The following is a 26,051-nucleotide window of genomic DNA, read 5'->3' on the forward strand; positions in this document are numbered from 1 at the left end:
CGGAGCCGCGGTTCAGTCGCGACCCTGGCCGAGGCCGCGCCAGTGCTTGGCGCCGATGAAGATGAAACGCAGCTGCTGGGTCATCTTGGCTTCGGGAGTGAGGTGCGCGGGCAGTGCCTCGGACGGCGGGTCGATCAGCTCGGGCAGGGTGGCGAATACGGTTTTCACCACCAGGTCGGAGACTACGTCCAGCGCCGAATCGTCCAGGTGCGGCGTGCGGTGCATCAGCTTGAGGTCGGCCGCCAGGTCGTCGGTGATCTGCTGGCGCAGCCGGCCGATGGCCTGGCGCACCGGTTGCGAGCCACCGTACTGCTCGCGAGCGAGGAAGAGGAACTGGCTGCGGTTGTCGCTGACCGCATCGAGGAAGATACGTGCGCTGGCTTCGATGATGCTGCCCATCTCGAACTGGCTACGGCGCACTTCGCGCAGGGTGCTGCGGAAGGTGGCGTCGACCTCGGCCACCAGGGCCAGGCCCAGTTCGTCCATGTCTTGGAAATGCCGGTAGAAGCCGGTCGGCACGATGCCGGCTGTGCGACTGACTTCGCGCAGGCTTAGGCTACCGAAGCCGCGGCCGCTGTCCATCAGGCTACGCGCGGCATCCATCAGGGCGTGGCGGGTCTGCTGTTTCTGTTCGGCGCGTGGCGACATGGCATTCGGGCGATGGCGGAATAGCGGCGCACTCTAGCAAATGCGTTTTGCCGGCGTCGAATGACAATCAGTGAACAAGTGTTGACTGAGATAAATGTGATCTGGCATTTTGTGAACACTTGTTCACTGAGATTGCTTCATGGCCGTGTTGCCTATTTTCTTGGTTCGTTTGCTGGCGCCGTTGCTGCGACCGGTGCGTGTGCTGGTTGCGCGGCGCTGGTTGCGCGAGGCGGAAGTGGATGCGGTGCTGGCCTTGCTGCATCCGGCTTGGCGGCTTAACCGTGTCTTCGCCCGCGTGACCGGGCGCGAGTGGGTCAGTGATGACCTGCTTGCCTTGCACCTGCGCTGCAATGGCAACGCTCGGGGCTGGCTCCCTGGCCAACATGTGCAGCTGTATTTGCAGATGGAGGGTGTGCGCTATGGTCGCAGCTACAGCCTGACCCGGGTCGGGCCTGGTGGGCGCGTCGAACTGGGCATTCGCCGCCAGCCCGCCGGGCGGCTTTCCAATCGGGTGCTCGATCACCTGCCGGTGGGCGCATGGGTGGAGCTGGGGGCTGCCGAAGGCGACTTATGCTGGCCGGAACAGGCCTCCGGTGTCGGCCTGCTGGCGGCTGGCAGCGGCATCACCGCCTTGCTTGGCTTGCTGCGCGACGCGCTGGATCGGGGCTACTCGGCACCGGTGATGCTGCTGCACTACGTGCGCGAGTCAGGGCAGCGTGCCTACCAGGCCGAGCTGCAGCAATTGATGCTGAGCCATCCCAACCTGCAGGTTCGTTGGCTACTCACCGGTCCGGATGCTTTAGTGGGCGCTCACGGCGGCCGTTTCCAGCCGGGGCATCTGCTCGGCATGGCGAATTTCAACCTGCTGGCCTGTGGCCCGGCCGGCTTCGTCGAGGCGGTACGCAGTTGCTGGGGCGGAACGATGCAGAGCGAAGCCTTCAGTCCGTTACGCCGGGTTGCCGAACCTGGCCAACCGGTGCAGCTGGACTTCGCCCGTAGTCGCCAGCAGGCAACCGGCGATAGCCACCGGAGCCTGCTGGAGCAGGCTGAGGAGCATGGGTTGCGCCCGGCCCACGGCTGTCGCCAGGGTATCTGCGCCAGTTGCACCTGCACTCTGCTCGGTGGCGCGGTGCGCGATCTGCGCAGCGGTGAAGCCTTCGCCGAGCCTGGCCAGCCCATTCGTCTGTGCGTCAGTGCCCCGTTGGGCGATGTGCAACTCGATCTTTAGGACTACCGCGATGCGACTGGACCGTGAACTCAACGCCGTTGAACTGGATGCCTTCGCCGCCGAGCTGGATAGCCTGCGGCGCAGCACCCTGGCCGACCTGGGCGATGTCGATGCCCGCTATATCCGTCGCGTACGCACCGTTGTGCGCCTGTGCTGCTGGAGCGGCCGGGCTCTGCTGATGCTTGGCTGGTTTCCGCCCACCTGGCTGCTCGGTACCTTGCTGCTGGGGTTGGGCAAGATCCTCGAGAACATGGAGTTGGGGCATAACGTGATGCATGGCCAGTACGACTGGATGAACGATCCGGAGCTGGCTGGACGCCGCTATGAGTGGGATATCGCTGGGCCGGCCGACTTCTGGCGGCACACCCACAATCATGTGCACCACACCTGGACCAACGTATTGGGCATGGATGACGACGTCGGCTATGGCGTGGTGCGGCTGTTTCCCGAGCAACGCTGGAAGCCCTTCTACCGCTGGCAGCCGTTGTGGGTGACCTTGCAGGCGCTGCTGTTCCAGTACGCCGTGGCTATCCAGCACCTGCGCCTGGACAAGCTGTACAAGGGCAAGATCGAGGCTGCCGAGGTCAAGCCGCTGGTCCGTCAGTTCGGTGCCAAGCTGCTGCGCCAGTGGTGCAAGGACTACCTGCTGTTTCCGCTGCTTGCCGTTGTCGTCGGTGCCAACGCCATGGCGGTGCTGGCAGGCAATGTAGTGGCCAATTTGCTGCGCAATCTGTGGACCTTCCTTGTGATCTTCTGCGGTCACTTCACCGAACGCGCTGCGGTGTTCCCGAAGGAGTCGGTGGAGGGAGAAAGCCGTGGCCACTGGTACCTGCGCCAGCTGCGCGGTTCCAGCAATCTGGAAGGCGGCACGCTGTTCCATATTCTCACCGGCAACCTCAGCCACCAGATCGAGCATCATCTGTTTCCCGACCTGCCGGCACGTCGCTACGCCGAGCTGGCGCCGCAGGTACGTGAGATCGCCAAACGCTATGGCCAGTTGTACAACTGCGGGCGATTGTCGACGCAGTTCGCCACCGTGTTGAAACGTATCTGGATCTACCGTCTGCCTCCGACGGCCACTGCTATCTGAGCGAATGCCACAGGCTGGCGTCAGCGGATTTCGGTCAGGCTGCTGGCCGGTTTTGCTTCTACCAGTGGTGGTTGCTCCTCGCCGGGCAGGGCGAAAGCCATGTGCGACAGCGCGGTGAGTATCAGGCCGATCAGGAGTGAGTGTTTCATGGCGGGCTTCCTCCGTGGAGGATGGTTGGGGACGCCGCTCATGGTACTCGGGGCCTGGTCAGGGGGAACTCAAGCCGGCCGATAGTGCACATCGATGTTGGCGATAGCAGGCGTGTCTAGTCGCTACTTGAGGGTGAAAAGACAAGTCAGATAGCGGTTGCTGAAGCCATAGCGCAGCATCGCCGCGATGCGGGATATCAGATAGGCCGGGTGGCGCCGGTAGTAGTCAAGCACCGCATTGCCTACACCTTCCGATCGGTGACGCTTGGCATGATCGGGGCGGCTCGAGAACAGCCCACGAAACTCCCACCACTGGATCTGTTCCAGATGCTGCGTTCCCGGAAGCAGGCGATGCCGGCGGAACAGGGCAAGGAAGGACCTGCGGCTGAAGTCGTGCAGGTGATGCGGGTTGCCATCCAGTGTCGGGGTAATGGGCACCGAGGCGATGACCTGTCCCCCGTCTGCCAGCAGACGAGCGTAATTGGCTATCAGGCGTGGAGGATTTGGCAGGTGCTCGATCGTTTCCAGGCTCACGATAGTGTCGAAGCAATGGTCGGCTTCGAAGTGCTCGGCATCGGCGCACAGGTAGCGCAAGTTGGGCAGCTGGTAATGACGCTGGGCGTAGGCGATGGCCGTCGGGTCGATGTCGACGCCGACGACCTGCTTTTCTGGGTGGCGTTCGGCCAGCAGGGCTGTGCCGTAGCCACAGCCGCAGGCCATGTCCAGCACGCACGCTCCGCTCAGGTGCTGTGCCGCGAACTCGTAGCGCTCCATGTGGATGCGCAGAGTTGCCTGGTCGCTGGGGCTCGCGGGGTCGAGGTCATGGGGATAGATCCTTTCGATACTGTGCATGCTTCCTGCTTTGCCCCCGTTCATGTCAGCTCCGCCTGTGTCGTCTCTGGCTCCACTGACCCCACTCGAAGCCGAGTACCACCAGCAGAGAAAGGGCGAAGGGTAGCAGCAGATAGAACATGCGGAACACGATCAATGCAGCGAGAACGTCTGCCTTGGGTAGCTCGGGCATGGCGGCGAGGAACGTCACTTCCAATACCCCGAGCCCGCCAGGTGCATGGGAAAGCAGCGCCAGGGAGAAGGAGGCGAGAAATACTCCCAGCACCACCAGATAGCCCGGATTGCTCTCCCCTGGTAGAGCGAAATAAATGATCGCCGCCGCACAGGCCAGCTCCAGCGGGCCCGCCAGCAATTGCCGGCCGACGATTCCCAGTCGCGGGTATTCGACGTGCAGCTTGCCCCAGGTCCAGGGTTTGAACTGGCGCCAGGAGCCCAGCACATAGAGGGCAACCAGCCCCAGGAGCAGAAGGCCGATGCTCACCGACAACCACGGCCCGACATCGGCCACGCGCTTGATCAGGTCGGGCTGGCATACCAGTACGGTGCCACCGGAAAGCAGCACACCAAGTGCGAAGGTGAACGAGCAGAAGACGATCAGAACGCCAATTTCAGAGGGCACCAGGCCCTTGCTCGTGTAGGCCCGATAGCGCACGACCGCTCCAGAGAACACCGATGCCCCGATGTTGTGGGCCAGGGCATAGGTGGTGAAGGAGCAGAGGGTGATGAACCACCAGGAGATTTTCTTGCCCAGATGGGCGATGGCAATGCGGTCGTACCAGGCCAGCGCAACGTAGGCACCCAGCGTGGCACCAGCGGCCATCAACCAGTTGTGCAGCGAGATCGCGTTGAGGCTGTCCTGCAATTCGTCCAGGGAGATCGTACGAATCTCCTTGTAGAGCAGATAGCAGGAAAATACGACTGCGGCCAGACCGATGAGAGTCCAGATCCAGTCGCTTCTTTTCATCATCGACGATGGCTCCCGTCTTTTTGCTGAAGGCAATCCATTGGCCATTGGGCGCATTCGCCGGATGAATGGTCAGGCGCTGCGCAAATCGGCGTGCAGTATCACGGAGCCGGGCGCTCGGCTCAAGCCGTGCGTTTTCAGCTGGCGTAACTGGCTGTTACAGAGCGTGACGGCATCAGGTGATATGTCGCGGTGCCGTACTGGGCTCCAGGCGGACGGCGATGAACTTGGAAGTGGGAGTATGGCTGCCGTCTCCCACGCTCTCCAGCGGTACCAGCGGGTTGGCTTCCGGGTAGTAGGCGGCCGCCTGGCCAGGAGGAGTGTCATAGGCGATCAGGGTGAAACCTCGCACGCGCCGTTCGATGCCATCGTCCCACTGCGACACTATGTCCACCCTTTGACCTACCTCGAAACCGAGGCGGTAAATGTCCAGGCTATTGATGAACAGCACCTCGCGCATGCCGTGCACGCCACGATAGCGATCGTCCAGTCCATACAGGGTGGTGTTGTACTGGTCGTGCGAGCGCAGGGTCTGCAGCACCAAGTGCGTGGTGTCGGCCTGGCTGCGTACCTGGGGCGGTAGAAGTTCGTCGGGCAAGGCATTGGCGACGAAGCGCGCGCGGCCACTCACGGTGTTCCAGCGACGGCTTCCGGCGGCATTACCCAGATGGAAACCACCGGGTTGGTCTAGGCGGTCGTTGAAGTTGGTGAAGCCAGGGATGGTGCTCGCGATCAGCTCGCGGATGCGACCGTAGTCCTCGATCAGGCGCAACCATTCCACAGGGTGCGGGCCGAGCAGGGCATGAGCGATACCGGCGATGATCGCCGGCTCGGAACGCATTTCCCGTGATAGCGGGGCGAGTTGCCCGCGCGAGGCATGGACCATGCTGAACGAGTCTTCCACCGTCACGGCCTGTGGGCCACCGACCTGCAGGTCGAGATCGGTGCGTCCCAGGCACGGCAGGATCAGCGCCTGACGGCCGTGCATCAGGTGGCTGCGGTTGAGCTTGGTACTGATCTGCACGGTCAGTCGGCAGCGCTGCAGCGCGGCGTGGGTGCGCGGGCTGTCCGGCGTGGCCTGGGCGAAATTGCCACCGAGGCCGATGAACACCTTGCTACGGCCTTCTTGCATGGCGGCGATTGCCTCCACGGTGTTGTGCCCCACCTCTCGCGGTACGCTGAAAGCGAAGTGGCGTTGCAGGGCATCGAGCAGACTGGCCGGCGGGCGTTCGTTGATGCCCATGGTGCGATCACCCTGCACGTTGCTGTGGCCGCGAACCGGGCACAGGCCGGCGCCGGGCTTGCCGAGATTGCCGCGCAGCAGCATCAGGTTGGTGATCTCCTGAATGGTCGCCACCGAGTGTCGATGCTGGGTGATGCCCATGGCCCAGCAGGCGATCACCCGCTCGGCACGCACATAGAGGCGCGCCGCCTGCTTGATCTCGGCGCGGTTCATACCTGATTGCCGTTCGATCTGCGCCCAGTCGGTGTGCTCTACCGCAGCGATCCAGTCGCGCAGTCCGTCTGTATGCTCGGCGATGAAGGCATGATCAATCACGCTGCCAGGAGCCTCCTGCTCCCATTGCAGGAGAAGCTTGGCCATGCCACGGACCGCAGCCATGTCACCACCCAGATGCGGACGGAAGTAGGCGCTGCTGGTCGGCTTGGAGCCGTTGCCGAGCATCTCCAGCGGGTGCTGTGGGTGCTGGAATCGCTCCAGACCTCGCTCTCTGAGCGGATTGAAGCAGACCACACTGGCGCCACGCTCCACTGCTTCGCGAAGCGGCTCGAGCATACGTGGATGGTTGGTACCCGGGTTCTGGCCGAACACGAAGATGGCGTCGGCATGGGCGAAATCGGCAAAGGTCACCGTGCCCTTGCCGACGCCGATGCTCGCTCCTAGTGCTACTCCGCTGGCCTCATGGCACATGTTCGAGCAGTCAGGAAAGTTGTTGGTGCCGAAGGCGCGCACCATCAGCTGATAGAGGAAGGCAGCTTCGTTGCTGGCTCTTCCGGAGGTGTAGAACTCCGCCTGATGTGGGCTCTCTAGATCACGCAGTGTATCGGCGATCAGGGTGAAGGCATCGTCCCAGGCAATGGGTACATAGCGATCACTGGTGGTGTCGTAGCGCAGCGGCTCGATCAGCCGGCCCTGGTGTTCCAGCCAGTAGTCGCTCTGCTCGCGCAATTGGGCCACGCTGTAGCGGGCGAAGAATTCTCGCCCTATGCCGCGCCGCGTCGCCTCCCAGTTCACGGCCTTGGCCCCGTTCTCGCAGAACTTCACCAGGTGATCTTCAGGCGAGTCACCCCAGGCGCAGCCTGGGCAGTCGAAGCCATGGTCCTGATTGGTCTTGAGCAGCGCCCGCAGGTTCTTGATCGGCTGTTTGCTGTCCAACCAGTGCTGGGTGACGCTGCGCAGCGCTCCCCAGCCGGCGGCAGGGCCCTGATAAGGCTGATAGCGGGGCTCTGCACTCATGGATGTTCCTCGAAGCTTGGCTCCGGACTGTAGATTCGCGGAGCGCTGTGATGGGGCAGGTGGATCAGGTTCAGGTGATGGCGTCGCGCCCAGTCCACCGTGAGGGCGGTGGGCGCGGAGAGACTGACCAGCGTGGCGAAGCCAGCGCGCACGGCCTTGTGCAGTAGCTCCAGGCTGCAGCGGCTGGTGACGACGGCAAAGCCGCCATGGGGCGCCAGTCGCAGGTGGGCCAGCGCTCCGATCAGCTTGTCCAGGGCGTTGTGTCGGCCAATGTCTTCGCGGCATAGGCGCAAGGCACCGTGCTCGTCGACGAACAATGCACCGTGCAGCGCGCCGGTGTCCTGTGCTCGTAACTGGACTTTGGCGATGCGCTCGCGCAGGCCGGCCAGGTGGGCGGCTGGCGGTAGTGGGCGCGGTGGCAGTGCTGGCAGATTCGGCAGCGCCTGTTCCAGCGCTGCCACTCCGCACAGCCCGCAGCCGCTGGTGCCAGCCTGATGCCGGCGCTGGCGCTTGAGTGCCCAGAAGGCGCGGGAGCTGATCTGGACCTCAGCCTGAAGGGCTTCGCCGATGCCACTCAGCGCAATATCCCGGATATCGTCGATGGAAGTCACCAGGCCTGAAGTGAGGCTGAAACCTCGAACGAAGTCTTCGAGGTCGCTGGGTGAGACCATCATTACCGCGTGGTTCAGGCCGTTGTAGCCGACGGCCAGGGCGCATTCTTCCGCCAGCGCGGCCGCCTCGTGCACGAAGGGGGCACCGAGTTCGGTATAGATGTAGCCACGCGGGGTGCGTGGCAGGTGGGGCACGATAGGCATCAACAACCCTTCTCGGTGAGGGAATGGCCCAGCCTAGGCCTATTGAAGACGTCTCGTCTAATGGTCCGTATCGGTGCCTGTCCGATGTCGTATCCGACAACAGGTGCTAAGTGCGCTCGCCCGTCTCATGCCCGCATGTGTCCACCGTGGCCTAAGGTGTGGAAGTGGTCGTGCTTTCCGTCCGTCGATTTCATTTCGTGGGCGTCGATCTCTTGAGATCCTTCCGGGGGCATCCACCCGTTGATATCTCGCCGCCCCGTCCGCAATCGAAAGGCATGTAATGAACGATGACCTAGAGGCAGCTCTGGAGCGCCTGTATCGCGAGGAATCGCGCCGGGTACTGGCTACCCTGATCCGCCTGCTGGGCGATTTCGACCTGGCCGAGGAGGCCCTGCACGAGGCCTTCCGCGCCGCCCTGGAGCAGTGGCCCGCGCAGGGCGTGCCTGATAATCCGCGTGCCTGGCTGGTGTCCGCTGGGCGCTTCAAATCTATCGACCAGTTGCGTCGCCAGGCGCGCTTCCAGGCCCTCGACGAGGTGGACGAGCCAGTCGGTGGCGAAGCCTGGGATGGCGAGCTGCTGGAAGATGACCGCCTGCGCCTGATCTTCACCTGCTGCCACCCGGCCCTGGCGCCCGACGCCCAGGTAGCGCTGACCCTGCGCGAAGTCTGCGACCTCACCACCGAGGAAATCGCCAGCGCCTTCCTGGCTACGCCGCCGACCATCGCCCAGCGCATCGTGCGCGCCAAGAACAAGATTCGCGATGCACGTATTCCTTATGAGGTGCCGGGCCGGCGCGAGCTACCCGAACGCCTGGAGGCGGTGCTACGGGTGGTCTACCTGGTGTTCAACGAGGGCTACTTCGCCAGCAGCGGCGAGAGCCTGACCCGCCAGCATCTATCCGCCGAGGCCATCCGTCTCGGTCGACTGCTCTGCGAGCTGCTGCCCGAGGCCGAAGTGCGCGGCCTGCTGGCGCTGATGCTGCTGCAGGAGTCGCGCCGCGCCGCGCGCAGCGATGCCGAGGGCCAGCCGGTGCTGCTGGAGGAACAGGACCGCGGCCTGTGGGACCACGCGCTGATCGCCGAGGGCGAGGCGCAGGTGCAGGCCGCCTTCGCCTCCGGTGAGATCGGCCCTTACTGCCTGCAAGCTGCCATCGCCGCCGTGCATGCCGAGGCGCCGAGCGTGGAGGCCACCGACTGGGCGCAGATCGTCGGCCTGTACGACGTGCTGCAGGGCGCCGCGCCGTCGCCGGTGATCGAACTCAACCGTGCCGTGGCCCTGGCCATGCGCGACGGTGCCGAGGCCGGCCTGCGCCAGGTGGAGGCCATACTCGAACGCGGCGAGCTGGGCGACTACCACCTGGCCCACGCCGCCCGCGCCGATCTCAATCGCCGCCTGGGCCGCTGGGGCGAGGCGCGCAGCGCCTACCAGCGCGCCCTGCAACTGAGCCAGCAGGGCGCCGATCGCCTGTTTCTCGAGCGGCGTCTGGCGGAGCTGCCGAGCGCCTGAAAATTTTTCTCGCGGCCCTGTCGAATTGTCGATGCGCCGCTCGACCAATGGATGACCGCAGCGAAAAACGCTGCCAGGGAGGAGAGCGATGAAATACCTGTGCCTTATCTATAGCGACGAGAAAGTCCTGCACGACTCACCGGACAGCCCGCGCGATGCCGAATGCCTGGATTACGCGCAAACCGTGCAGCAGAGCGGGCGCATGCTCGCCGCCGAACCGCTGGAGCCGGTCGCCACCGCCACCACCGTGCGCGTGCGCGGCGGCAAGCTGAGCATCACCGACGGCCCCTTCGCCGAGACCAAGGAGCAACTGGCCGGCTTCTATCTGATCGAGGCGCGCGACCTCAACGAAGCGCTGCAGATCGCCGGTGGCATCCCGGCCGCACGGGTCGGCAGCGTCGAGGTGCGGCCGGTGCGCCAACTGCAGGTCTGAGGCTTTCCCTCTTCTTTAGGGAGAAGGGCGCCACCCATCTAGGGAGGAATTGCGATGAATCCTGAGTACCCGAAAATCGCCAGCCACGAGGAGTGGCTGGTCGCACGCCGCCAACTGCTGGAACAGGAGAAGGCCCTGACCCACCAGCTCGATGCGCTCAACGTACAGCGCCGCGCGCTGCCAATGGTGGAAGTCACGGCCGACTACCGCTTCACCGGCCCGGAGGGTGAGGTCGGCCTGGCCGAGCTGTTCGCCGGGCGCCGCCAGCTGATCGTCTACCACTTCATGTACCACCGCGACAAAGGCGAGGGCTGCCCCGGCTGCTCCTTCCTCACCGACAACATCGGCCACCCGGCCCACCTGCATGCCCGCGACACCAATCTGGTGCTGGTCTCCAACGCGCCACTGGCGGAGCTGGAGGCCTTCAAGCAGCGCATGGGCTGGAAGCTGCCCTGGTACTCCTCGTTCGGCAGCCGCTTCAACTACGACTTCCACGTCACCATCGACGCCAGCCAGGCGCCGGTCGAGTACAACTACCAGAACGAAGCCGAACTCAAACGCATGGGCCAGCTGGACATGGTCAAGGGCGAGCTGCCCGGCGCCAGCGTGTTCCTGCGCGATGGCGAGCAGGTGTTCCACACCTATTCGACCTACGCCCGCGGCCTGGACATCCTGATGAACGCCCACCACTTCCTTGACCTTACGCCTTTCGGTCGTGGCGAGGGCTGGGACGGCATGGCCAACCTGGAAGGCAAGGGCCTGAACTGGGTGCGCCTGCACGACCAGTACGACGGCGCCAAACCCACCAAACACGATTGCTGCGCCTGAGCGCGAGGAGCGAACCCATGAGCAACGTACAGAGCGAACTGAAAGCCCTGGTAGGCAGCTGGGAAGCGGCCAACCAGGCCCGTGATGTCGACGCCATCCTTGGCCACTACGCCGACGATCTGGTCGCCTTCGATGCCATCCTGCAGCTGCAGTTCAAGGGCCGCGAGGTCTACAAGGCGCACTGGAAGGCCTGCCTGGAAATGTGCCCGGGGCCGGTGACCTTCGAGGTTCACCAGCTGCAGCAGTGGGGCGAGGGCGATGTCGGCTTCGGCCACTTCCTCTGCCACTGCGGCGGCAGCGATGCCGAGGGCAACACGCACAACTGCTGGATGCGCGTGACCCAGGGCTACCGGCGCATCGGCGGGCAGTGGCGCATCGTGCATGACCACTTCTCCGCGCCGTTCGACCCGGAGAGTGGCCAGGCGCTGTTCGAGCTGCAGCCCTGAGCCGGGTGCGGCCTCCCAGTGGAGGCCTCCAGGGAGATAACAACTATGCAAGGGAAGAGAAGCATGAGCATTTTGATGATCCTGGTATTGCTGGTCGCCGGCCTGGCCGTGTTCATCGCCACGCGCCCCGACCAGTTTCGCGTCGAGCGCTCGGCGCTGATACAGGCGCCGCCCGCCGCGCTGCAGGCGCAGATCGAGGACTTCCACCAGTGGCCACACTGGTCGCCCTGGGCCCGTCGCGACCCGGCGATGCGGGTGGATTACGCGGGTGCCGAGCGCGGCGTCGGCGCCACCCAGCACTGGGCTGGCAACAAGGAAGTGGGCAAGGGCAGCGCGACCATCCTGGAAAGCGTGCCGGGCGAGCGAGTGCTGATCCAGCTGGAGTTCCTCGAACCCTTCCGCGCCAGCAACCTGGCCGAATTCAGCTTCCAGCCCGAGGGCTCCGGCACGCGGGTGAACTGGAGCATGACCGGCCACAACGGCTTCATCGGTAAGGCCATGGGTCTGGTGTTCAACATGGACAAGATGGTCGGCGGCGACTTCGAGCAGGGCCTGCAGCAGCTGCGTATGCGCGTGGAGGAGAGCTGATCGGCGTACAATCGCGCCTTTGCCATTACTGCCTGGCTAAGGAGTAACCGTGGAATCGGTGATTTCCGTCGAGAACCTGAGCAAGACCTACAAGTCCGGCCATCCGGCGCTGAGCAACATCAACCTGAACATCCGCCAGGGCGAGATCTTCGCCCTGCTGGGGCCCAACGGCGCCGGCAAGACCACCCTGATCAGCATCATCTGCGGCATCGTCAATCCGGGCTCCGGCCAGGTGCGCGTGGCCGGCAACGACATCAAGGCCGACTACCGCGCCGCGCGCTCGGCCATCGGCCTGGTGCCGCAGGAACTGGTCAACGACGTGTTCGAAAGCGTCTGGGCCACGGTCAAGTTCAGCCGCGGCCTGTTCGGCAAGAAGCCGAATCCCGAGTACCTGGAGCAGCTGCTCAAGGATCTGTCGCTGTGGGACAAGCGCGACGCCAAGATTTTTGAGCTGTCCGGTGGCATGAAGCGCCGGGTGATGATCGCCAAGGCACTCTCCCACGAGCCGTCGATCCTGTTCCTCGACGAGCCCACCGCAGGCGTCGACGTCGAGCTGCGTCGCGATATGTGGAACATGGTCCGCCGCCTGCGCGAGCGTGGCGTGACCATCATCCTCACCACCCACTACATCGAGGAGGCCGAGGAGATGGCCGACCGCATCGGGGTGATCCGCAAGGGCGAGATCATCCTGGTGGAGGACAAGCACGTGCTGATGCACAAGCTGGGCAAGAAGCAGCTGACTCTGCAGCTCAAGCACCCGCTGTCCTGCGTGCCGGCCGAGCTGGCCAGCCACGGCCTGGAGCTGGCCGACGAGGGCCATGCGCTGGTCTACACCTTCGACGCCCAGCGCGAGCACACCGGCATCGCCGAACTGCTCAAGGACCTGGCCCAGCACGGCATCGACTTCAAGGACCTGCAGTCCAGCGAGAGCTCGCTGGAAGACATCTTCGTCAGCCTGGTCCACGAAAAGGAGCGCGTATGAATCTCTACGCCATCAAGTCCATCTACCTGTTCGAGCTGCACCGCACCTGGCGTACCCTGCTGCAGAGTATCGCCACCCCGGTGATCAGCACCTCGCTGTACTTCGTGGTGTTCGGCTCGGCCATCGGTTCGAGCATGACCGAGGTGCACGGCGTCAGCTACGGCGCCTTCATCGTGCCCGGCCTGATCATGCTGGCGCTGCTCACCGAGAGCATCGGCAACGCCTCGTTCGGCATCTACATGCCCAAGTACTCGGGGACCATCTACGAGCTGCTGTCGGCGCCGGTGTCGTTCTTCGAGATCCTGCTCGGCTACGTCGGCGCGGCGGCGACCAAGTCGATCATTCTCGGCCTGATCATCTTCGCCACCTCGCGTCTGTTCGTCGATTTCGAGGTGGCGCATCCGGTCTGGGCGCTGGTCTTCCTGGTGCTGACGGCGGTCACCTTCTGCCTGTTCGGCTTCATCATCGGCGTGTGGGCCGATGGCTGGGAAAAACTGCAGGTGGTGCCGGCGCTGATCGTCACGCCGCTGGCCTTCCTCGGCGGCAGCTTCTACTCGATCAGCATGCTGCCGGAGCTGTGGCAGAAGCTGACCCTGTTCAACCCGGTGGTGTACCTGATCAGCGCGTTCCGCTGGGCCTTCTTCGGCGTCGCCGACGTCAACCTCGGCCTGAGCATCGGCATGATCCTCGGCTTCCTGCTGGCCTGCGTGCTGGTAGTGAGCTGGATCTTCAAGACCGGCTATCGGCTGAGGCAGTGACCGCTGGTTTCAGTTGCACGCATGCCTGGGCTGGCCACCGGTCTCATCCAGGCATGCTTGATGCCTGGGTCGTTCAGCCGAACAGCGCGAGGTGATCGCCCCGTCGGCCGCAGGTGAATCCGCGTGCGAAGTTGCACTCCGCGTGGACCTTTTCAAGGAGCTTCATGCATGCGTTTCCCGCTTGAGAAAATCCTGCGGATGCAGTGATTTTCGTTATTGCTAGAATTCCCTGCAGCCCAGTATCCATGCGGCTTTGCGCTAATGCGAATCGCTCAGGTAAGCGCGACGTTTTGTTGCTTGACCAATGTGCTTCAAGAGCCGAAGCTGCCGCCCTGAGAGATCTTTTTAGCGGGAGCCGAGTCATGAAGGGCGCGACTGAAGTCGTCGATTATCTGAAGGATCTGCTGCGTGGCGAGTTGGCCGCGCGCGATCAATATTTCCTCCATTCGCGGATGTATCAGGACTGGGGCTTCGCCAAGCTCTATGAGCGGATCAACCACGAGATGGAGGAGGAGACCCAGCATGCCGACGCTCTGCTGCAGCGCATCCTGTTCCTCGAGGCCACCCCGGACATGACTCCGAAGGCGGTGCGCCCCGGTGCTACCGTGCCGGAAATGCTTCGCTCGGATCTCAATCTCGAATATGAGGTACGGGCCGCACTGGCCAAGGGTATAGAGCTGTGCGAGAAGCACGGCGACTACATGAGCCGCGACATTCTGGTGCTGCAGCTCAACGACACCGAGGAAGACCATGCCTACTGGCTGGAGCAGCAACTCGGGCTGATCGACCGCATCGGGCTGCAGAATTACCTGCAATCGAAAGCCTGATCGGTAAGACGCATGAAAAAAGGGAGCTTCGGCTCCCTTTTTTCATGCCTCGAATTCCTGCTCGATGGGATAGGAAATTCGTGTCTGCCCGGGCCCATATGCCCCATCTAAAGCCATCCGAGGAATGGAGGCAGTGAGCATGAAGAAATATGGCCTCTCGCCACTAGCAGAGTGAAATCTCATTTGCAATTCTTTCGCAATAAGACATATCCGATTATTATGATAATTATTCTCACCAGCAACCTCTGAATCCCTCGGAAGCACTTTCATGTCCCTGACCACCCTGCGTCATCAAGACGCCGCTGTTGTGCGCTCGCCCTTGGCCCTACGTCCGCTGGCTCTGGCTGTGCATATGCTGGCAGTCGGTACCGCCGCCGTCGCTCTGCCCGCGTATGCGGAGCAGGCCAAGACCGAAGAGGCCGTCGTTCTGGATGCCGTATCCATCACTGGCGAGGCCGAGCGCCGGCTCGATGACGTTACCGAGGGTACTCAGTCCTACACCACGGGGGCGGCGCGTACGGCGACTCCTCTGAAGATGTCGCTGCGCGAAACCCCGCAGTCGGTCAGTGTCGTGACCCAGCAGCGCATGCAAGACCAGGATATGCAGACCATCACCGATGTGATCAACAATACCACCGGTGTGACGCTGAACCGCTACGAAACCAGCCGCGGCCAGATCAACGCTCGCGGCTTCGAACTCAACTCGCTGATGGTCGACGGTGTGCCGACCATCTGGGAGCAGCCGTGGAGCTCTGGTGAAATCTTCAACAGCCTGGCCATGTATGACCGTGTCGAGGTTGTACGGGGTGCCAACGGCCTGATGACGGGTGCTGGTGATCCTTCCGCTTCCATCAATATGGTGCGCAAGCGCGCCAACAGTCGCGACCTGAAGGGCTCGGTGGAGCTCAGTGCCGGTAGTTGGGATACCTATGGCACCGAGGGTGACGTGTCCATGGCGTTGAACGAAGCCGGTACTGTGCGTGCGCGCCTGGTAGGCGAGTTCAACGATGGTGATAGCTGGATCGACATGAATTCGACCCAGCGCGAGACCCTGTACGGCACCATGGATATCGACCTGACCGAGAACACCACCCTGTGGTTCGGCATGAGTCGCCAAGAGACCAAAACCGATTCTCCGATGTGGGGCGGCCTGCCAGTCTGGTATGCCGATGGCAGCAAGACCCACTGGAGTCGCTCCAAGACCACTTCCGCCGACTGGAGCCAGTGGGACAGCACCTACGAGACCTACTTCGTCAATCTGGACCACACCTTCGACAATGACTGGCAGGTGAACCTCAGCTACAACCGCGGTGAACGTACTTCCGACTCCTCGCTGCTGTATCTCTCCGGCAATCCGGGCAAGAACGGCTCGAGCGGCATGTCGTCCTTCCCTGCGACCTACAAGACCGAAACCACGCAGGACGACTACAGCCTCCGCGTGAGCGGCCCTGTTGCGCTGTTCAGTCGCGATCACGAGCTGGCCTTCGGTTACATCGACAGCCAGCAGGACTTCACCGCCGACCAGGTACCGGCCCTGAGTGGCTTTGGCGGCCTGGCCAACTTCGATAGCTACAATGGTGGTTTCCCCGAGCCGATCTGGGGCCCGCGTAGCGACTACGGCTATGGCGAGGTCGAGCAGAAGGGCATGTATGCCGCCACTCGTCTGAACCTGACCGACGATCTCAAGGTGATCCTCGGTGCTCGTGACAGCAGCTACGAGAAGAAGAGCGACGATATCTATTCCCAGCCGAGCAAGGTCGACGTCGACCATGAGATCACACCGTATGCGGGTGTCGTCTACGACCTCACCGAGAATCTCTCGGCCTATGCCAGCTACACGGAGATCTTCCTGCCGCAGTCCGTACGTGACAGCAGTGGCCAGCAACTGGACCCGATCGTCGGCGAAAGCAACGAGCTCGGCCTCAAGGCCGAGTTCTTCGATGGCCGCCTGAATACCTCCCTGGCCGTGTTCAAGATCAAGCAGGACAATCTCGGCAAGAGCACCGGCGTGCTGATCGACCCGGCTAACCCGCAGGGCGGCTACGCCTATGAGGCAACCGAGGGTGCCACCAGCAAGGGCTTCGAACTGGAGGTTTCCGGTGAGCTGGCCGAGGGCTGGAACCTGACTGCGGGTTATACCCAGTTCAACGCCGAGGATGCCGAGGGTGACGACGTCAATACCCTGTATCCCACCAAGCTGTTCCGCACCTTCACCACCTACCGCCTGCCGGGCATCTTCAACAACAAGCTGACCATCGGCGGTGGTGTGAACTGGCAGGACTCCATCTACACCTACGCCACCAACCCGGCGGGTAACCGCGAGAAGATCGAGCAGGACTCCTACGCCCTGGTCAACCTGATGGCGCGCTACGAGATCACCGAGAACCTCTCGGCTCAGCTGAACGCCAACAACGTGACCGACGAGAAGTACTTCGACATCTTCGATGCCTACGGTGCCCTGACCTATGGTGCGCCGCGCAGCTTCACCGCTTCGGCTAAGTACAGCTTCTAAGGCAACACCGTTACGAGGCTCATCGCCTCGTGCAAGCAAAACGCCGGCCCTGGAGGCCGGCGTTTTGCTTTCTACCATTCCGTCACCGCTGACACCGCGCTTCCTGGGTGCAGGCATGTCCTCCGGTCTGGCTGCCGGACTCCAGGTCCCGCAGGATAGGGCAGTCCGGGCGATGGTCTCCCTGGCAGTGCTGCACCAGTTCCCCCAGCGTGTCGCGTAGCGCCGTCAGCTCGGTGATCTTGCGGTTCAGTTCCTCGACGTGGGCCAGCGCCAGCGCCTTGACGTCGGCGCTGGCTCGGCCTCGGTCCTGCCAGAGTGCGAGCAGCTTGCCGACTTCCTCCAGCGAGAAACCGAGGTCGCGGGAGCGTTTGATGAAGGCCAACACATGCAGGTCCTGCGGGCCGTACAGCCGATAGCCACCCTCGCTGCGCCCGGCCGGCTGAAGCAGCCCGATGGACTCGTAGTAGCGGATCATCTTCGCGCTCAGCCCGCTCTGCTTGGCTGCCTGGCCGATATTCATGGGCGTTTCTCCAGTTCGGGTTTCCAGGTGTTGAGCAGCAGGGCGTTGCTCACCACGCTGACGCTGGACAGGGCCATGGCGGCGCCAGCCACCATGGGATTGAGCAGGCCGAATGCGGCCAGCGGGATGCCGACCAGGTTATAGACGAAGGCCCAGAACAGGTTCTGCTGGATCTTGCTCCAGGTGCGACGGCTGATGGCCAGGGCGGCGGGGACCAGGCGCGGGTCGCCGCGCATCAAGGTAATGCCGGCGGCATGCATGGCTACGTCGGTGCCACCACCCATGGCGATACCGACATCGGCAGCGGCGAGCGCGGGGGCGTCGTTGATGCCGTCGCCGACCATGGCGACGGTGGCTCCGCCCTTCTTCAGCTCGGAGACATGGGTGGCCTTGTCCGCCGGCAGCACCTGGGCATGGATGCTGTCGATGCCCAGCGTCTTGCCCACCGCACCAGCGCTACCGGCGTTGTCGCCACTGATCAGGTGGCTCTCGATGCCCCGTTCGCGCAGCGCGGCAATGGCTTCGGCAGCGCCTTCCTTGAGGCTGTCGCCGAACGCCAGCAGCCCCAGTACTCGTACTGGTTCACTCTGCTCGATCAACCAGGATAGGGTGCGCCCTTCCGCCTCCCACTCGCTGGCCTGGCGCTGTAGTTCACTGCTCAGGCTCAGCTCGTCGAACAGGCGCTGATTACCCAGGACCAGGCTTCGGCCCTCCACCTCGCCGCGAATACCTCGCCCTGCCAGGGCTTGACTGTTGCTCACCGTCGGTACGATCAACCCTCGCTCACTGGTCGTGGCGAGCACGGCGCGGGCCAGAGGGTGCTCGCTGCCCTGCTGCAAGGCGCCCGCCAGCGCCAATAGCTGGTCTTCATCGATGCCCGCCGTGGCCAGATGGACGATGCGCGGTCGGCCGGAGGTCAGCGTGCCGGTCTTGTCGAATGCCACCACCGAGACCCTGTGCGCCAGCTCCAGGGCTTCGGCGTCCTTGATCAGGATACCGTGGCGGGCCGCCACGCCAGTGCCGGCCATGATCGCCGCCGGTGTGGCCAGGCCGAGCGCGCAGGGGCAGGCGATGACCAGCACTGCCACCGCATTGATCAGCGCCTGTTCTGCACCGGCACCGGCCAGCAGCCAGCCGCCGAGCGTGGCAAGGGCGATCAGCAGCACGACTGGGACGAACACCGCGCTGACACGATCCACCAGCTTCTGGATGGGGGCCTTGGCCGCCTGGGCGTCCTCCACGAGACGGATGATCCGCGCCAGTACCGTTTCACTGCCGAGTGCCGTGGCACTTACCACGAGACGGCCTTCGCCATTGATGGCGCCGCCGGTGACCTTGTCGCCCGCCGTCTTGGGAACCGGAAGGCTTTCACCACTGATCAGGGCCTCGTCGGCCTGGCTGTGACCCTCGAGCACTTCCCCATCCACCGGGAAACGTTCGCCGGGGCGTACCACGATGCGGTCGCCCAGGCGCAGCGCGGCTATGGCCACTTCCTCCTCGCGTCCATCCACCAGGCGGGTGGCGTGTTCGGGGCGCAGTGCTTCGAGAGCGCGGATGGCTGCACTGGTCTGGCGTTTGGCGCGACTCTCCAGATATTTACCTAGCAGTACCAGGGCGATGACCACCGCTGAGGCCTCGAAGTACAGGTGCGGCGTGTGGTGGCCAGCGGTGGCCCACAGGTAGAGGCTGAGTCCGTAGCCGGCACTGGTGCCGAGCGCCACCAGCAGATCCATGTTGCCGCTGCCGGCCCTTACGGCCTTCCAGGCGGCGACATAGAAACGGGCGCCGAGCACGAACTGCACCGGCGTGGCCAAGGCGAATTGGACCCAGGCCGGAAGCATCCAGTGCAGGCCTGCCCATTCCGCGAACATCGGTAGTGCCAATGGCATGGCCAGCAGCAGCGCGATGATCACTGTCCAGCGCTCGCGGCGCAGAGCGGACTGTGGGTCGACCTGCGGGGCACGAACCAGCAGCGAGGCGGAGTAGCCGGCGCGAGCCACTGCGGCGATCAGTTCGGCACCATCGGTACTGTCGATCAGCTGTACATGAGCGCGCTCGGTGGCCAGATTGACGCTAGCGCTGTGCACCCCTGGCACCTTGTTCAGCGCACGTTCGACGCGGCCAACACAGCTGGCGCAGGTCATTCCTTCGATGGCCAGCTCTAGGGTGGTCAGCGGCACGTCGTAACCCGCCTGCTTTACGGCGTCGATCAGCGTTGCCAGCTGGCTGCCGCCGACCTCGACATGGGCGTGCTCGCTGGCCAGGTTCACGCTGGCGCCTATCACCCCCGGCACCTTGCCGAGGGCTCTCTCGACGCGGCCGGCGCAACCGGCGCAGGTCATGCCGCGGATGGGAAGATCGAAGGTCTGAACTGTGCTCATGGGGCGACTCCATCGGATTCGCCCCTAGGATCAACCTTAACCTCGGGTCAAGGTCAAGTGCTTGTTCGCCGCATCGCCTCAATAGTTGAGTGGTGCCGGAATCAGGCGCAAGCCGACGGTATCCATGGAAATACGGTACTTGGCTACCGCGCCGGCAGTGATGTGCAATGTCTGGCTACGCAACTGCTCGAAGCGCGGCTGGCAATGGCCGCCACCGAGTTGGCCGAGGCGCACCAATATTTCTCCCGGTGGCAGGTTGAGGGTGACCGACTGTCCCTGATACAGCCGTGCCGCCAGGTTGCCCTCCAGGTACAAGCCTATGTCGCAAGGCGTGGAGACCTCCAGGCGCTCCCGGGAGACGGTCAGCACGCCATAGTCGATGGGTGCACCGAGGGTCATCGGTGCCATCGGGACTTCCGCTGGCGGCGGGGTGGGGGCAGGCGCCGGCATCTCGGTCGGCGCAGTCGCGGGTTCGGGGACCGATTCGTCCGCCAGGGCCGGCAGGCAGAGCAGGGCGAGCAGGGTAAAGGGCAAGCGCATGAGCAAACCTCCGAAAGCTGTTTGCAGCTTGGTCCAGGCCGGGCGCGACGACAAGTCACCGACCCTTGACCCTGACACGGTGGCAAGCTCGACACTGATGCCATCAGCCATTGATAAGGAGTACGACATGCAGATCCTGAAAGTATCCGGCATGAGTTGTGGTCATTGTGTTCGCGCCATCACTCAGGCGCTGCGTAATGGAGATCCAGCGGCCGAGGTGCAGGTCGACCTGGGGGCTGGAGAGGTGCGAGTGGCCAGTCGCCTGAGCCTGGAGCAGATGCTGGCGGCGATACGCGAAGAGGGTTACGTCGCCGAACCCGCCTGAGTTCAGGTCGGCGGGTTCCACTCGCGCAACAGTCCGCGCAGCTGGGCATCTATCAGTGGTGCGGTATCTTGCAGCGGGTCGAACAGTTGCTGGTCGCGGGTCCAGTCGGTGAACAGACCGACGATCTGCGCGTGCAACGCCCGGGCCGCGAGGCGCGGGGTCACGCCTTGTCGCAAGCGCTCGCGACAGGCAGGGCGAGAGAAGAGATTTTCCACCAGGTCGATGAACTGATTGATGAAGGCATTGTGCCGTTCCTCGGCCTCTCGCAACTCGTCGGTGAATTCGCAGCGATGCAGCAGGATGGTGAAAATGCGCCGGCGCTGTTCATCAATGGCCAGGTTGGCGATCGCCTCGATGCACAGGTCCCTCAGCGACAACAGTGGGTCCATGCCCCCGCATCCACTGAGGCGCTCGGTCATCTGCTCCGTGGGCAGCCGCACCTGGCTGAGCATCTCGTGGAACAGGTGAGCCTTGTTCTCGAAGTGCCAATACACGGCGCCACGCGTCACCCCCGCGGCCCGCGCGATCTGGTCCAGGGTGCTGTGGGCCACCCCTTTTGCCAGAAACAGCTGCTCGGCAGCCGTCAGGATGGCAATGCGGGTTTGTTCCGCTTGTTCTTTGGTTCTGCGCATGGCGGGCCGGTGGAATCGGTCTAGGCTCTGTTTGGGGAACTCAGTGTAACGATTTCAGTGCCGTAATCGTTATATACAGACATTTGTGTATGTATCTAGCATGGCACCGTCCCAAGCCCTTGCCTATTTCAAGACGTCACGGAGATGACCATGCTTGCTCGCTTGTTTCCTTTCGCGCTGAAAATTCTTGCTCTGGGCATGCTGTTGGCTTCCCAGTCGCAGGCCGCCGAATCTGGTGGACAACAGCAGATGCCGCCGCCTGAGGTGGTGGTGGAGGCGGTCAAGGTCGAGTCGCTGCCATTGCAGTTCGAGTATCCGGCACGTACCGCCGGCTACCGCGAGGTCCAGGTTCGGGCCCAGGTCAGTGGCATCCTGCAGGAACGTACCTATCAGGAAGGTAGCCAGGTCAAGCAGGGCCAGGTGCTGTTCCGCATCGACCCTCGCCCATACCAGGCGGCGCTGTCGCGTGCCAAGGGCACGCTGGCTCAGGAACAGGCGCGCTATCGGCAGACGGAGCGCGACCTCAAGCGCATCCGCGAGTTGCAGAAGAAGGGCTTCGCCAGCGAGAGCGAACTGGACAACGCCATCTCCAACTTCGAGCAGAGCAAGGCCAACATCGAGGCAGCCAAGGCCGAGGTGCAGTCCAAGCAGATCGATCTCGACTACACCACGGTGGAGGCGCCGATCTCCGGCATCACCAGCAAGGAGACGGTCTCCGAGGGCAGCTTGATGGTGGCGGGCGACCCCAATGCCAGCCTGCTTACCCAGATTACCCAGCTCGACCCCATCTACGTCAACTTTGCCGCCCCGGATCGCGAGGTATCCAATCTGCGTAGCGGTCTGCAAAGCGGCAGCCTGGTGCGTGAAGGTGGCAAGCAGATGAGTGTCGAGATCAAGTTCGGCGACGGCTCAAGCTACCCGGTAGAGGGCAAGGTCGACTTCACCGACAGCCTGATCGACCGCAGCACCGGCACCGTCAGTGCCCGCGCCGTGGTGCCCAACCCTGATGAGGCGCTGATGCCAGGACAGTTCGTGCGCGTGGTGGTCAAGGGCATCAGCAAACCGAACGCCATTACCGTGCCGGAGCGCGCCATCTCCCAAGGTCCCAATGGCACCTTCGTTTTCGTGGTGGATGACCAGGGCATGGCCCGAGCCAGGCCGGTCAGCACCGCGCATACCGCGGAGGGGCGCTGGGTGGTCGAAAGCGGCATCAGTGCCGGCGATCGGGTGATAGTCGAGGGCCTGCCCAAGGTGCATCCGAACGCGCCAGTGAAAGTCGTGGAGGCATCCTCCTCGACTGCTCAGCAGTAAGGGGCGCGTGCCATGATCTCGAAGTTCTTCATCGACCGGCCGGTGTTCGCCGCCGTCATTTCCATCGTCATCATCCTGGCCGGCCTCTCGGCTATGAAGGCGCTCCCTGTCGCCCAGTACCCACAGATCCTGCCGCCGCAGGTGTCGGTGTCGGCCAGCTATCCGGGGGCCAGCGCCCAGGTCATCGCCGAGACCGTCGCCGCGCCGCTGGAGCAGCAGATCAACGGCGTCGAGGGCATGATCTACCAGCTGTCCAACTCCGCAGCCAGCGGCGCCATGAGCCTGTCGGTGTACTTCGAAGTAGGTCGCGATCCGGATCAGGCCACCATCGACGTGAACAACCGGGTGCAGGCTGCCCTGGCCAAGCTGCCGGAGGAGGTGCGCCGGCAGGGCGTGAAGGTGGAGAAGAAGTCCTCGGACATCCTTCAGGTGGTCACCCTCTATTCGCCGGATAACTCCAAGGACCCGGTGTTCATCTCCAACTACGCGCTGATCAACGTCATCGACGAGCTCAAGCGCCTGCCCGGCGTTGGCGACGTCAGCCAGTTCGGCTCCAAGGACTACTCCATGCGCATCTGGCTACGGCCGGACAAGCTGGCCCAGTACGATCTGACGCCGACCGACGTGGTCAACGCCATTCGCGAGCAGAACTCGCAGTTCGCCGCCGGCAGCTTCGGCCAGCAGCCGCTGCAGACCGCCCAGGACTTCACCTACACCGTGACTACCCAGGGGCGCTTCAAGGACCCGAAGGAGTTCGAGAGCGTGATCCTGCGTTCCGATCCAACGGGTGCCAGCCTGCTGCTTGGAGACGTGGCGCGCATCGAGCTGGGCGCCCAGGATTACTCCCTGGTGACCTCGCTCAACGGCCAGCAGAACGCTGCTTTCGGTGTCTATCTACAGCCCGGTGCCAATGCCCTGGATACCGCCGAGGCAGTGCAGAACACCATGGCGCGCCTGGCCAAGCGCTTCCCCGAAGGCATCACGTACAAGATTCCTTACGACACCACCAAGTTCGTCAAGGTATCCATCGAGGAGGTGATCCACACCTTCTTCGAGGCCCTGTTGCTGGTGGTGCTCGTGGTGTTCGTCTTCCTGCAGAACTGGCGGGCCACGCTGATTCCGGTGCTGGCCATCCCGGTATCGCTGGTCGGTACATTTGCCGGCATGTATGCCCTGGGCTTCTCGATAAACCTTCTGACGCTGTTCGGCATGGTGCTGGCGATCGGCATCGTGGTGGATGACGCCATCGTGGTGATCGAGAACGTCGAGCGGGTGATGAGAACGAAGAAGCTCAATGCGCGCGAAGCATCGATCGAGGCGATGGAAGAGGTTACCGGGCCGATCATCGCCATCGTTCTGGTGCTGTGCGCCGTGTTCGTTCCGGTGGGTTTCCTCGGTGGCCTGGCGGGCGAGATGTACAAGCAGTTCGCAATTACCATCGCAGTGTCGGTGGTGATCTCCGGCATCGTCGCCCTGACCTTGTCTCCGGCACTGTGCGCGTTGCTGCTGAAGCCGGACCACAGTGAGCCGGCGGCGCCGTTCCGCGTCTTCAACCGCTTTTTCGACAAGGTCACCGACGGCTATGGCGCCGGTGTGGCCTTCTTCCTCAAGCGTTCGATCATCGGCCTGCTGCTGTTTGGTGGAATGATCGCGCTGATCGTCGTGCTGTTCGCCCGGGTGCCCGGCTCGCTGGTGCCGGACGAGGACCAGGGCTATGTGATCAACGCCTACTTCCTGCCGCCGGCCGCGTCGGTCAATCGCACCGATGCGCTGACCCACGACTTCACCGAACAGCTGATGCAGCACCCGGCCGTGCAGGACGTGGTGACCTTCGCCGGTTTCGACGTGCTGACCTTCGGCCAGCGGACCAACGCCGGGGTGAGCTTCGTACCGCTCAAGGACTGGTCCGAGCGCACCACCGAGGAGACCGATGCGCGCAACCTGACGCATACGTTCATGGGCATGGGCCTGAAGGAGAAGGATGGCGTGGTGATGAGCTTCAACCCGCCACCCATCACCGGCATGAGCACTACCGGCGGCTTCGAGGGCTATATTCAGGATCGTGCCGGCGGCAGCGTCGAGCAGTTGTCGGAGAAGGTCCAAGCCTTTGTAGCTGCTGCGGCCAAGCGACCGGAGCTGGCCGGGGTGCAGAGCACCTTCAATGCCAGCGTGCCGCAGTACTACATTGACCTCGACCGCACCAAGGCGCGTGCCCTGGGCGTGTCGATCAGCGATGTATTCACCGCCATGCAGTCGACCTTCGGCAGCTACTACGTCAACGACTTCACCCTGTACGGCCGTACCTGGCAGGTCAGCCTGCAGTCCGAGTCGGAGTTCCGCCGCAAACCGGAGGATTTGTCGCAGGTCTATGTGCGTGCCAGTGGTGGCGACCTGGTGCCGTTGACCACGCTGATCAAGGTACGGCGCATCCTTGGTCCGGACACCTACGCCCGCTTCAACGTTTACCCGGCGGCCAAGGTGCTTGGCGGGCCGGCGCCGGGCTACAGCTCCGGGCAGGCGCTGGCGGCCATGCAGGAAATCGCCGACAAGGAACTGGGCAACGACTACACCCTGGGCTGGATCGGTTCGGCCTACCAGGAGGTGGCGACCCAGGGCTCGGGCAGCACCGCGTTTATCTTCGGCCTGATCATGGTGTTTCTGATTCTCGCTGCCCAGTACGAGCGTTGGACCCTGCCATTGGCGGTGGTCACCGCGGTGCCTTTCGCGGTGTTCGGGGCCATTCTCGCCGTTTGGCTGCGGGGTATCCAGAACGACGTGTACTTCCAGGTCGGCCTGATCACGCTGATCGGTCTGGCGGCGAAGAACGCCATCCTCATCGTCGAGTTCGCGGTAATGCTTCGTGCCGAGGGCAAGAGCATCTTCGACTCCGCGTTCGAGGCAGCCAAGCTGCGCTTCCGCCCCATCGTGATGACCTCGCTGGCCTTCATCCTCGGTTGCGTACCGCTGGCCATCAGCTCCGGTGCCGGTTCTGCGAGCCGCCACTCCATCGGCACCGGGGTCATCGGTGGCATGCTCGCGGCAACTCTGCTGGCCACGTTCGTGATTCCCATGTTCTATTTACTGGTGGAATCTCTAGGGCAGAAGCTGAGTCGCAAGAAGAAGGTGGAGGCCGTGGAGCCTCACTGACCGACAACAGCCTGTGGTCGATTGCCGGCCGATGTGATTACCGGGCGCCCCACGGGGCGCCCTTCGTTTTCCGGGGTGCGCCCCGTAGTGGA

The 26,051-nt window shown here is 63.5% G+C and carries 24 protein-coding genes; 14 read left to right on the top strand and 10 right to left on the bottom strand.

Annotated features, from left to right (window positions below; genetic code table 11):
• Positions 1-12: 12 nt before the first annotated feature.
• Entirely contained in the window at positions 13-648 is a 636-nt protein-coding gene (gene fabR / locus IB234_RS06085; protein WP_192315361.1) for an HTH-type transcriptional repressor FabR, read from the bottom strand.
• A gap of 139 nt (positions 649-787) precedes the next feature.
• Here fabR and IB234_RS06090 point away from each other — a divergent pair, with 139 nt between their 5' ends.
• Positions 788-1,876, top strand: a complete 1,089-nt coding sequence (locus IB234_RS06090; protein WP_192315363.1) for a flavin reductase family protein — start codon at positions 788-790, stop codon at positions 1,874-1,876.
• A complete protein-coding gene (locus tag IB234_RS06095) occupies positions 1,857-2,966 on the top strand; it encodes a fatty acid desaturase family protein (RefSeq protein WP_192315365.1) in 1,110 nt (369 codons plus the stop codon). Before IB234_RS06090 ends, IB234_RS06095 begins: the two co-directional genes overlap by 20 nt.
• Positions 2,967-2,986: 20 nt before the next feature.
• Here IB234_RS06095 and IB234_RS24110 read toward each other — a convergent pair whose 3' ends face one another.
• The 5 genes from IB234_RS24110 to fdhD form a co-directional block, all read right to left on the bottom strand.
• On the bottom strand, positions 2,987-3,115 hold the full coding sequence (locus tag IB234_RS24110) for a hypothetical protein (RefSeq protein WP_263864181.1): 129 nt from the start codon (positions 3,113-3,115) through the stop codon (positions 2,987-2,989).
• Positions 3,116-3,238: 123 nt separating this feature from the next.
• On the bottom strand, positions 3,239-3,967 hold the full coding sequence (locus IB234_RS06100; RefSeq protein ID WP_192315368.1) for a class I SAM-dependent methyltransferase: 729 nt from the start codon (positions 3,965-3,967) through the stop codon (positions 3,239-3,241).
• Positions 3,968-3,992: 25 nt separating this feature from the next.
• Positions 3,993-4,934 carry a lysylphosphatidylglycerol synthase transmembrane domain-containing protein gene (locus IB234_RS06105; RefSeq protein WP_192315370.1) on the bottom strand — a complete coding sequence of 314 codons (942 nt, stop codon included), beginning with the start codon at positions 4,932-4,934 and terminating at the stop codon, positions 3,993-3,995.
• A 172-nt stretch (positions 4,935-5,106) separates the two neighbouring features.
• Positions 5,107-7,407 (bottom strand): FdhF/YdeP family oxidoreductase, encoded by a 2,301-nt coding sequence (locus tag IB234_RS06110; protein WP_192315372.1) that lies wholly within the window; start codon positions 7,405-7,407, stop codon positions 5,107-5,109.
• Positions 7,404-8,222: a formate dehydrogenase accessory sulfurtransferase FdhD gene (gene fdhD / locus IB234_RS06115; RefSeq protein ID WP_192315374.1), complete on the bottom strand. Its 819-nt coding sequence runs from the start codon at positions 8,220-8,222 to the stop codon at positions 7,404-7,406. Before fdhD ends, IB234_RS06110 begins: the two co-directional genes overlap by 4 nt.
• Positions 8,223-8,502: 280 nt before the next feature.
• On the opposite strand from fdhD, the gene IB234_RS06120 reads away from it, so the two are divergent.
• From IB234_RS06120 to IB234_RS06160, 9 genes are all read left to right on the top strand, one after another.
• Positions 8,503-9,729, top strand: a complete 1,227-nt coding sequence (locus IB234_RS06120; RefSeq protein WP_192315376.1) for an RNA polymerase sigma factor — start codon at positions 8,503-8,505, stop codon at positions 9,727-9,729.
• A gap of 88 nt (positions 9,730-9,817) precedes the next feature.
• Entirely contained in the window at positions 9,818-10,162 is a 345-nt protein-coding gene (locus IB234_RS06125; protein ID WP_043308846.1) for a YciI family protein, read from the top strand.
• A 54-nt stretch (positions 10,163-10,216) separates the two neighbouring features.
• Entirely contained in the window at positions 10,217-10,990 is a 774-nt protein-coding gene (locus IB234_RS06130) for a DUF899 domain-containing protein (RefSeq protein ID WP_192315378.1), read from the top strand.
• Between the two features lie 17 nt (positions 10,991-11,007).
• Complete coding sequence (locus tag IB234_RS06135) at positions 11,008-11,436, top strand: YybH family protein (RefSeq protein WP_192315380.1); 429 nt, start codon at positions 11,008-11,010, stop codon at positions 11,434-11,436.
• A 63-nt stretch (positions 11,437-11,499) separates the two neighbouring features.
• Positions 11,500-12,024, top strand: coding sequence for an SRPBCC family protein (locus IB234_RS06140; RefSeq protein ID WP_192315383.1), 525 nt, complete (start codon positions 11,500-11,502; stop codon positions 12,022-12,024).
• Between the two features lie 49 nt (positions 12,025-12,073).
• Positions 12,074-13,006: an ABC transporter ATP-binding protein gene (locus tag IB234_RS06145; RefSeq protein WP_192315385.1), complete on the top strand. Its 933-nt coding sequence runs from the start codon at positions 12,074-12,076 to the stop codon at positions 13,004-13,006.
• Positions 13,003-13,764, top strand: coding sequence for an ABC transporter permease (locus tag IB234_RS06150; protein ID WP_192315387.1), 762 nt, complete (start codon positions 13,003-13,005; stop codon positions 13,762-13,764). The genes IB234_RS06145 and IB234_RS06150 overlap by 4 nt, the downstream gene beginning before the upstream one ends.
• A gap of 362 nt (positions 13,765-14,126) precedes the next feature.
• Positions 14,127-14,591 (top strand): bacterioferritin, encoded by a 465-nt coding sequence (gene bfr / locus IB234_RS06155; protein ID WP_192315389.1) that lies wholly within the window; start codon positions 14,127-14,129, stop codon positions 14,589-14,591.
• 268 nt (positions 14,592-14,859) lie between these two features.
• On the top strand, positions 14,860-17,103 hold the full coding sequence (locus tag IB234_RS06160; RefSeq protein WP_192315391.1) for a TonB-dependent siderophore receptor: 2,244 nt from the start codon (positions 14,860-14,862) through the stop codon (positions 17,101-17,103).
• 82 nt (positions 17,104-17,185) lie between these two features.
• Here the strand turns inward: IB234_RS06160 and cueR are convergent, their stop codons facing one another.
• The 3 genes from cueR to IB234_RS06175 form a co-directional block, all read right to left on the bottom strand.
• Positions 17,186-17,623, bottom strand: a complete 438-nt coding sequence (gene cueR / locus IB234_RS06165; RefSeq protein ID WP_192315393.1) for a Cu(I)-responsive transcriptional regulator — start codon at positions 17,621-17,623, stop codon at positions 17,186-17,188.
• Positions 17,620-20,004, bottom strand: coding sequence for a heavy metal translocating P-type ATPase (locus IB234_RS06170; RefSeq protein ID WP_192315395.1), 2,385 nt, complete (start codon positions 20,002-20,004; stop codon positions 17,620-17,622). The genes cueR and IB234_RS06170 overlap by 4 nt, the downstream gene beginning before the upstream one ends.
• Before the next feature lie 78 nt (positions 20,005-20,082).
• The gene (locus tag IB234_RS06175; RefSeq protein ID WP_192315593.1) at positions 20,083-20,454 is read right to left on the bottom strand and encodes a hypothetical protein; all 372 of its coding nucleotides are present in this window, start codon (positions 20,452-20,454) and stop codon (positions 20,083-20,085) included.
• Positions 20,455-20,671: 217 nt separating this feature from the next.
• Between IB234_RS06175 and IB234_RS06180 the strand changes: the two genes are divergently transcribed.
• Positions 20,672-20,869 (top strand): heavy-metal-associated domain-containing protein, encoded by a 198-nt coding sequence (locus IB234_RS06180; protein ID WP_192315397.1) that lies wholly within the window; start codon positions 20,672-20,674, stop codon positions 20,867-20,869.
• A gap of 2 nt (positions 20,870-20,871) precedes the next feature.
• On the opposite strand, the gene IB234_RS06185 is transcribed toward IB234_RS06180, so the two are convergent.
• Positions 20,872-21,501, bottom strand: coding sequence for a TetR family transcriptional regulator (locus tag IB234_RS06185; protein WP_192315399.1), 630 nt, complete (start codon positions 21,499-21,501; stop codon positions 20,872-20,874).
• Positions 21,502-21,651: 150 nt separating this feature from the next.
• Between IB234_RS06185 and IB234_RS06190 the strand changes: the two genes are divergently transcribed.
• Together IB234_RS06190 and IB234_RS06195 are read left to right on the top strand one after the other, a co-directional pair.
• Positions 21,652-22,812 carry an efflux RND transporter periplasmic adaptor subunit gene (locus IB234_RS06190; protein WP_225580264.1) on the top strand — a complete coding sequence of 387 codons (1,161 nt, stop codon included), beginning with the start codon at positions 21,652-21,654 and terminating at the stop codon, positions 22,810-22,812.
• A gap of 12 nt (positions 22,813-22,824) precedes the next feature.
• The gene (locus tag IB234_RS06195) at positions 22,825-25,959 is read left to right on the top strand and encodes an efflux RND transporter permease subunit (protein ID WP_192315402.1); all 3,135 of its coding nucleotides are present in this window, start codon (positions 22,825-22,827) and stop codon (positions 25,957-25,959) included.
• The last annotated feature ends 92 nt before the right edge of the window (positions 25,960-26,051 follow it).

The sequence above is a fragment of the Pseudomonas sp. PDM16 genome (genome assembly GCF_014851865.1).
In the GTDB taxonomy this organism is placed as follows: domain Bacteria; phylum Pseudomonadota; class Gammaproteobacteria; order Pseudomonadales; family Pseudomonadaceae; genus Aquipseudomonas.